Genomic DNA, 6,474 nt, shown 5'->3' with positions numbered 1-6,474 from the left:
CACCGCAACCGACGGGCTAGACAAGTCAGGCAACTGACTTCAAGCGTGCAATGCACCGTCATCGGCTTGAGCTAGAGTTCCAGCAACGTTGGCCTGACCCTGACCTGTGGCGAGCAAGCTCGCTCGCTACAGGTATCTATCGTTCGATCAATCATTTGGTATTTACACCATGAACCCACTCGCCCAGCTGCTCTACGTGCGCACCTCCATGCTCGACGTGGCCTATGAAACCCACGGCCCCGAAGGCGGCGCGCCGATTATCCTGCTGCACGGTTTCCCCTACGACCCGCGTGGCTACGATGACATCGCGCCGGTGCTGGCCGAGCGTGGCTACCGCGTGCTGGTGCCTTACCTGCGCGGCTATGGCCCGACGCGGTTTATCAATGAGCAGGTCATGCGCTCCGGCCAACAGGCGGCGTTGGCCAAGGATTTGCTGGACTTCATGGATGCCCTTCACATCCCGCAAGCCACTTTGGCGGGATATGACTGGGGTGGCCGCGCCGCGTGTATCGTCGCCGCGCTGTGGCCCGAGCGCGTACGTGGGTTGGTGACGGGAGATGGCTATAACATTCAGGACATCGCCAACTCACTCAAGCCGGGTGCGCCCGAGACAGAGCATCGCTTGTGGTATCAGTTTTACTTTCACACCCAGCGCGGTGTGGACGGTTTGACTGCCAATCGCCGCGAGCTGTGCGAGCTGCTGTGGAAGCTGTGGTCGCCGACCTGGGCCGAAGGGCCGAGCCTCTACGCCAAGACCGCGCCGTCATTTGATAACCCGGATTTTGTCGAGGTGGTCATTCACTCCTATCGCCATCGCTTCATGTACGCCCCCGGCGACCCGGCGTTGGAAGCCATCGAACAGGCACTGGCGCTGCAACCGCCGATCTCGGTGCCGAGCATTTCGCTGTGCGGTGCCGATGATGGCGTCGGCCCGGCCCCGGTCGAGGACGACGATGTGGCGTGCTTCAGCGGCGAGTATCGGCGCCAGGTGTTGCCGGGCGTTGGCCACAATGTGTTCCAGGAAGCGCCGCAGGTGACCCTTGAGGCGCTGTTTGAACTGCTCGCTCACGACACCGGCGAAAAGCGTTCGCGGTAAGCCTGGGGCGTCACCGATAACGCGCGCAGAAAGCTGCGGCGCAAGGTTTCTTCGCAGCCGAACCCGCACTGCACGGCAATGCGTTTGATGGACGCCGTGCTGTCGGCCAACTGCCGCCGCGCCGTTTCCACGCGGATCAGTTCGACAGCACGTGCCGGGGTTTGGCCGGTTTCGGTGCGGTAGTGGCGCACAAAACTGCGCTCGCTCATGCCAGCCTGGGCGGCCAACGTGGCGATGTTCAAATCCAGGGTAAGGTTTTCGGCCATCCAGGCGTGCAAGTCGGCAAAACGGCTGTCGCCCTTTTGCAGCGATAACGTCGCGCTGAATTGCGATTGCCCGCCCGGACGCTTGAGGAACACCACCAAATGCCGCGCCACTTCAAGGGCGACGGCGCGGCCCAGGTCTTCTTCCACCAGGGCCAGGCACAGGTCGATGCCGGCGGTGACACCGGCGGAGGTCCACACCGCACCTTGCTGGATAAAGATCGGGTTGGACTCCACCGTCAGCGCGGGAAACTTGCGCGCCAGCTCTTCACAGCGCGTCCAGTGGGTGGCCACGCGGCAGCCGTCGAGCAAGCCGCTGGCGGCGAGCAAAAAAGCCCCGGTGCACACCGACGTCATGCGCCGTGTGTGCCTGGCCTTTTCGCGCACCCACTGCACCAACGCGGGGTCTTCGGCAGCGCCATACACGCCCCAACCGCCTGCGATCACCAATGTGTCGCAGGGTGTATCCAGCGCGGGCAGCGGCTCGGCCACCAACGCCAGGCCGGCGGAGGTCATCACCGGCGCATCCTGCGCGGCGACCACCGAAACCGCGTAAGGCAACGGCAGGCCGCGCTGGCGCGCCAGGTCATTGGTTGAGGCGAACACCTGCAACGGCCCGGTCACGTCGAGCACTTGGGCATTTTCAAAAGCGAGAACGTGGATGATCCGGGTCATGATTGGCGTGATGTGTGGGCTCAATGGCGTATTCGCCAAAGCCTAGGCCTCTACAGTGAAGCCGTCCACCCCTTTATCGGAGCTTGATTCATGACCTTGCAGATCGGTTTTCTGTTGTTCCCCGGCATCCAGCAGCTTGACCTTACCGGCCCCTATGACGTGCTGGGGTCGCTGCCGGATGTGAAGCTGCACCTGGTGTGGAAAGACCTGGCACCGATCACCTCCAGCACCGGACTGGTGTTCACTCCGACCACGACGTATGCCGACTGCCCGCGCCTGGATGTGCTGTGCGTGCCCGGCGGCTCCGGCGTCGGTGCCTTGATGGAAGACCCGCAAACACTCGACTTCCTCAAAGCCCAGGCGCAGACCGCCCGCTACGTGACCTCGGTATGCACCGGCTCACTGGTGCTCGGCGCGGCCGGTTTGCTGCGCGGCCGTAAAGCCACCACCCATTGGGCTTACCACGACCTGCTCGCCCCGCTGGGCGCCATCCCGGTGCAAGCGCGCGTGGTGCGTGACGGCAACCTGTTCACCGGTGGCGGGATTACTGCGGGGATCGATTTTGCGTTGACCCTGGCCGCCGAGCTGTACAGTGAAGCCGCCGCACAGCTTGTGCAACTGCAGATCGAATACGCGCCGGCACCGCCGTTTGACGCGGGCAGCCCGAGCACCGCGCCTGAACATGTGCTGGAAGAAGCCCACAAGCGCACGGCGGAATCGCGTCGGGTGCGCGGTGAAATTGTGGCGCGGGCGGCGGCGCGGTTGGGCTGATGGCACCTGCGCAGCAAATTCTGTGGCGGTAGTGCTTTAATGGCGGTGGGTCAGGCAGGCCGGGACATAAACGCCAACCGCGCCGCCAATAGCGTCAGCACGGTCGCCAGGCCCCATTTCTGCAGCCTGGCGCTGTGGCTGCTGCCCGCAAACACTCGGCTTATCGCCCCGCCAAATATGCCCAGCAAGGCGTGGAAAACCCCGGCGATCAGGGTCAGAACGCCGCCCAGCACCCACAGCTGCACCGCAATGGAGCCGGCCTCGGGCCTGACGAATTGGGGCAGAAACACCATGAAAAACAGCAACGCCTTAGGGTTGAGCAGACTGTTGAGCATGGCCTGCACAAACACATGCCGTAAACGCACGCGCCGGACCTGGCTCATGTCCAGGCCGGTGTTTTTTTGCAAGGTCTTGAACACCAGCCACAGCAGGTAGATCACCCCGGCGTAACGAATCAAATCAAACGCCGGCGGCCAACTGGCGACCAAGGCGGTGACCCCACTGGCCGTCAAGGCGGTCAACAGCAAATCCGCCACGCAGATCCCCAGGCTTGAAGCCACGCCACCGCGCCAGCCATAACTCACGCCATGGCTGATCACAAATGCCATGTTCGGCCCCGGCGACAGCAGCAACAGCAAAACAGCGCCGGAAAACACCGCAAGGGTTGCAAGGTCGATCATGCTCAAGCCCTCCACCAGAGAAAGCCTGCAGATTAAACGGCGCGCCGTGCGGCAACAAAAAATTGTGCTGGATACATTCTTCGCCAACGGTCATGTCGGGTGATTGCTCATTGCCACAACCAACGATTAGAATGCGAAACATTATCAATAAGACCCTGCGTCAGGATGCCCCTGTTGAGCGACCATCCTCTGGACTCTGCCGCTATCGGCCAGCTCTACCATGCCCATTCTTCCTGGTTGCGCGGCTGGTTGAGCCGGCGAACGGGCTGTCGTGAACATGCCGCTGACCTGGCGCAGGAAACCTTTGTGCGGCTGCTCAACGCGCGCAAACAACAGACCTTGCAACAACCGCGCGCCTACCTGAGCAGCATTGCGCGCAGCCTGATGATCGACCAGTACCGGCGCCGCGAGCTGGAGCGCGCCTACCTTGAAAGCCTGGCGCACTTCCCGCAAGTGGATGTGCCGTCGGAAGAAACCCGCCTGTTGATCCTTGACAGCCTGGAGCGCATCGACCGCTTGCTCGACCAGCTCAAGCCACGGGTGCGCGAAGCGTTTTTGCTGGCGCAACTGGACGGCCTGACCTGCGCACAAATTGCCCTGCGTTTGGGCGTGTCCAAGGCCACGGTTGAGCGCGACCTGGCCAAAGCCCTGCATGCCTGCTACCGGTTACGTTATGCCGAACTTTGACCCGCGCCTGGTCGACCAGGCCATCCAGTGGATGATCCGGCTGCGTTTCAACATCGCCGATGACGTCAGCACTGCTGCGTTCGAACAGTGGCTGCAGAGCAGCCCCGAGCACCAACGGGTGTGGCAACGGGTGGCCACCATGAGCGATGAGTTCAGCCACGTGCCCGCCGGTGCCGGGCGCCATGCCCTCAACGGCGCACGCCAACGCATCAGCCGCCGTGACACCTTGAAGGTGCTGGGCCTGTTTGCCGGCGCCGCCGGCCTCGCCTGGCTCGGGCGCGACTACACACCCCTGCCCGTGCTGATGGCCGACTACCGCACCGCCACTGGCGAGCGACGCTGGGTGACGCTCAACGATGGCAGCCATATCCAGCTCAACAGCGCCAGTGCGATCGACGTTGCGCTCAGTACCGAACGGCGCCGGGTCCACCTGCGCCAGGGTGAAATGCTGATCAACACCGGCGCCGACAGTCGACCGTTCTGGGTGCAAACCCGTGACGGCTACCTGCGTGCCCTCGGCACGCGCTTTCTGGTGCGCGAAGAAGGCCAAGGCACGTTGCTCGCCGTGCAACAAGGCAGCGTGGCGGTGTATGCCGACCTGCACGACAGCAGCGCGCGCCAACTGATCAACCCCGGCGAACAGGTGCTGTTCGACCGCACCCACCTGCGCCCACCGATCGCCAACGGCCTGGATCCCTGGGCTTGGAGCGACGGCGTGATCAGCGCCCACAACATGCGCCTGGATGATTTCCTCGCCGAGCTGAGCCGCTACCGCAACGGTTTGGTGCGCTGCAGCGAGGCCGTGGCCGGGTTGCGCGTATCGGGCACTTACCAGTTGGATGACACCGACCAGGTGCTCAACCTGGTGGCTCAGTCGCTGGCGGTCAACGTCACCTATCGCAGCCGTTATTGGGTGACGGTTACGTCCCGCGCTTAGTGCATAAAAAATAAATGAGGTTATTTCTCATTGCCGCTCGACCTGTAAGGAAAGGCCGATCAACAGGCCGGTTCTGTTCACTTCCTTAAAGGAGCATCCCGCGGTCATGCAAGCGTTCCCTTCCCAACGTTCCCCCCTCAAGCGCGCGGTGCAGGCCGCCCTGCTGGGCGCCTGCCTGAGCGGCGGCGCCCTGCCGCTGGCCGTGATGGCCGAAACACTCGCCAACGACACCCAGGCACGCGATTGGCAGATTGCCCCAGGTGCGCTGGCCAACGTGCTGGACCAGTTCGCCCGCCAGGCCGGCATCAGCCTGTCCTACGACGCTACCAGCGTCGCCAACAAGTCGAGCCCAGGCTTGAACGGGCGCTATGAGCGCGAGCAAGCCTTGGGCGAGCTCTTGCGTGGCCACGGCTTGCAGGCACAACGTCAAGGCGCAAGCACTTGGCTGCTATTGCCACACATCGCCGAGACCGGCGCGCTGAACCTGGGCGCCACCACCGTCACCGGCGAGCGTCTGGGTGCCACCACCGATGGCAGCGGTTCCTACACCACGGGCGCGGTCACCATCGGTAAAGGTCAACACAGCCTGCGGGAAACCCCGCAATCGGTCAGTGTGATGACCCGCCAACTGATGGACGACCAGAACCTCACCACCATCGAAGACGTGATGGAACACACCCCGGGAATCACCGCCTACGCATCCCCCATGGGCGGTAAATATTTCTATTCCCGTGGCTTCAAGATGCTCGGCCAATACCAGTACGACGGCGTACCGCTGGACATGGGCAAAGACTACGTACAGGCCGACAGTTTCAGCGCCAACATGGCGATCTACGACCGCGTGGAAGTGCTCAAGGGCGCAGCCGGCATGCTCAAGGGTGCCGGTACCGCCAGTGGTGCCGTCAATTTTGTGCGTAAACGCCCCCAGGCCAAGCCGACCTCCAGCCTGTCGCTGGCCGCTGGCACCTGGGACAACTACCGGGCCGACGTCGACACCGGCGGCCCCTTGAATGACAACGGCACCGTGCGCGGCCGCGCGGCATTCAGCCAGCAGGATCGCGGTTCCTACATGGATATTTCCAAACGCAAGGACCAGGCCTTCTACGCCGCGCTGGATGTCGACCTCAACCCCGACACCACCCTGGGGCTGGGCGCCAGCTACGAAGACATCGACGCCAGCCCGTGCTGGGGCGGTCTACCGCGTTACAAGGATGGCAAGAGCGCCAAATTGAGCCGCTCCACCTGCCTTGGCCAATCCTGGAACGACTGGCAAAGCCAGCGCGCCACCTTCTTCGCCGACCTCACCCACCACTTCAACGACGACTGGCAACTCAAGGTCGCCGCCGTGCATAGCCGCAACCTGCA

Annotated in this window: 7 protein-coding genes; 5 read left to right on the top strand and 2 right to left on the bottom strand. The window is 63.2% G+C overall.

The features are described 5' to 3' along the window. The first annotated feature begins 169 nt into the window (after nucleotides 1–169). Nucleotides 170–1,096, top strand: coding sequence for an alpha/beta fold hydrolase (locus FEM54_RS21275; RefSeq protein ID WP_138452854.1), 927 nt, complete (start codon nucleotides 170–172; stop codon nucleotides 1,094–1,096). On the opposite strand, the gene FEM54_RS21270 is transcribed toward FEM54_RS21275, so the two are convergent. Beyond that, nucleotides 1,066–2,034 (bottom strand): GlxA family transcriptional regulator, encoded by a 969-nt coding sequence (locus FEM54_RS21270; protein WP_017135325.1) that lies wholly within the window; start codon nucleotides 2,032–2,034, stop codon nucleotides 1,066–1,068. The two genes, FEM54_RS21275 and FEM54_RS21270, sit on opposite strands and share 31 nt — an antisense overlap. A gap of 90 nt (nucleotides 2,035–2,124) precedes the next feature. On the opposite strand from FEM54_RS21270, the gene inhA reads away from it, so the two are divergent. Then, nucleotides 2,125–2,805, top strand: a complete 681-nt coding sequence (gene inhA / locus FEM54_RS21265) for an isonitrile hydratase (RefSeq protein WP_017135326.1) — start codon at nucleotides 2,125–2,127, stop codon at nucleotides 2,803–2,805. A 50-nt stretch (nucleotides 2,806–2,855) separates the two neighbouring features. Here the strand turns inward: inhA and FEM54_RS21260 are convergent, their stop codons facing one another. After that, complete coding sequence (locus tag FEM54_RS21260) at nucleotides 2,856–3,485, bottom strand: LysE family translocator (protein WP_017135327.1); 630 nt, start codon at nucleotides 3,483–3,485, stop codon at nucleotides 2,856–2,858. Between the two features lie 165 nt (nucleotides 3,486–3,650). Here FEM54_RS21260 and FEM54_RS21255 point away from each other — a divergent pair, with 165 nt between their 5' ends. The 3 genes from FEM54_RS21255 to FEM54_RS21245 form a co-directional block, all read left to right on the top strand. Further along, a complete protein-coding gene (locus FEM54_RS21255) occupies nucleotides 3,651–4,172 on the top strand; it encodes a sigma-70 family RNA polymerase sigma factor (protein WP_419789521.1) in 522 nt (173 codons plus the stop codon). Then, nucleotides 4,159–5,109, top strand: a complete 951-nt coding sequence (locus FEM54_RS21250) for a FecR domain-containing protein (protein ID WP_017135329.1) — start codon at nucleotides 4,159–4,161, stop codon at nucleotides 5,107–5,109. The genes FEM54_RS21255 and FEM54_RS21250 overlap by 14 nt, the downstream gene beginning before the upstream one ends. A gap of 106 nt (nucleotides 5,110–5,215) precedes the next feature. Beyond that, a partial coding sequence (locus tag FEM54_RS21245) for a TonB-dependent siderophore receptor (protein WP_138452852.1) occupies nucleotides 5,216–6,474 on the top strand: 1,259 nt, incomplete at its 3' end.

It is taken from the genome of Pseudomonas edaphica (assembly GCF_005863185.1).
Classification (GTDB): Bacteria; Pseudomonadota; Gammaproteobacteria; order Pseudomonadales; family Pseudomonadaceae; genus Aquipseudomonas; species Aquipseudomonas edaphica.
Note: the sequence above shows the minus strand (reverse complement) of the source record. Positions and strands in the feature narration are given on the sequence as shown.

Excerpts from the sequence above, each read along its gene's own strand:
- FEM54_RS21275 (WP_138452854.1), top strand. The coding sequence starts at position 170 with ATGAACCCACTCGCCCAGCTGCTCTACGTGCGCACCTCCATGCTCGAC.
- FEM54_RS21270 (WP_017135325.1), bottom strand. The coding sequence starts at position 2,034 with ATGACCCGGATCATCCACGTTCTCGCTTTTGAAAATGCCCAAGTGCTC.
- inhA (WP_017135326.1), top strand. The coding sequence starts at position 2,125 with ATGACCTTGCAGATCGGTTTTCTGTTGTTCCCCGGCATCCAGCAGCTT.
- FEM54_RS21260 (WP_017135327.1), bottom strand. The coding sequence starts at position 3,485 with ATGATCGACCTTGCAACCCTTGCGGTGTTTTCCGGCGCTGTTTTGCTG.
- FEM54_RS21255 (WP_419789521.1), top strand. The coding sequence starts at position 3,651 with ATGCCCCTGTTGAGCGACCATCCTCTGGACTCTGCCGCTATCGGCCAG.
- FEM54_RS21250 (WP_017135329.1), top strand. The coding sequence starts at position 4,159 with ATGCCGAACTTTGACCCGCGCCTGGTCGACCAGGCCATCCAGTGGATG.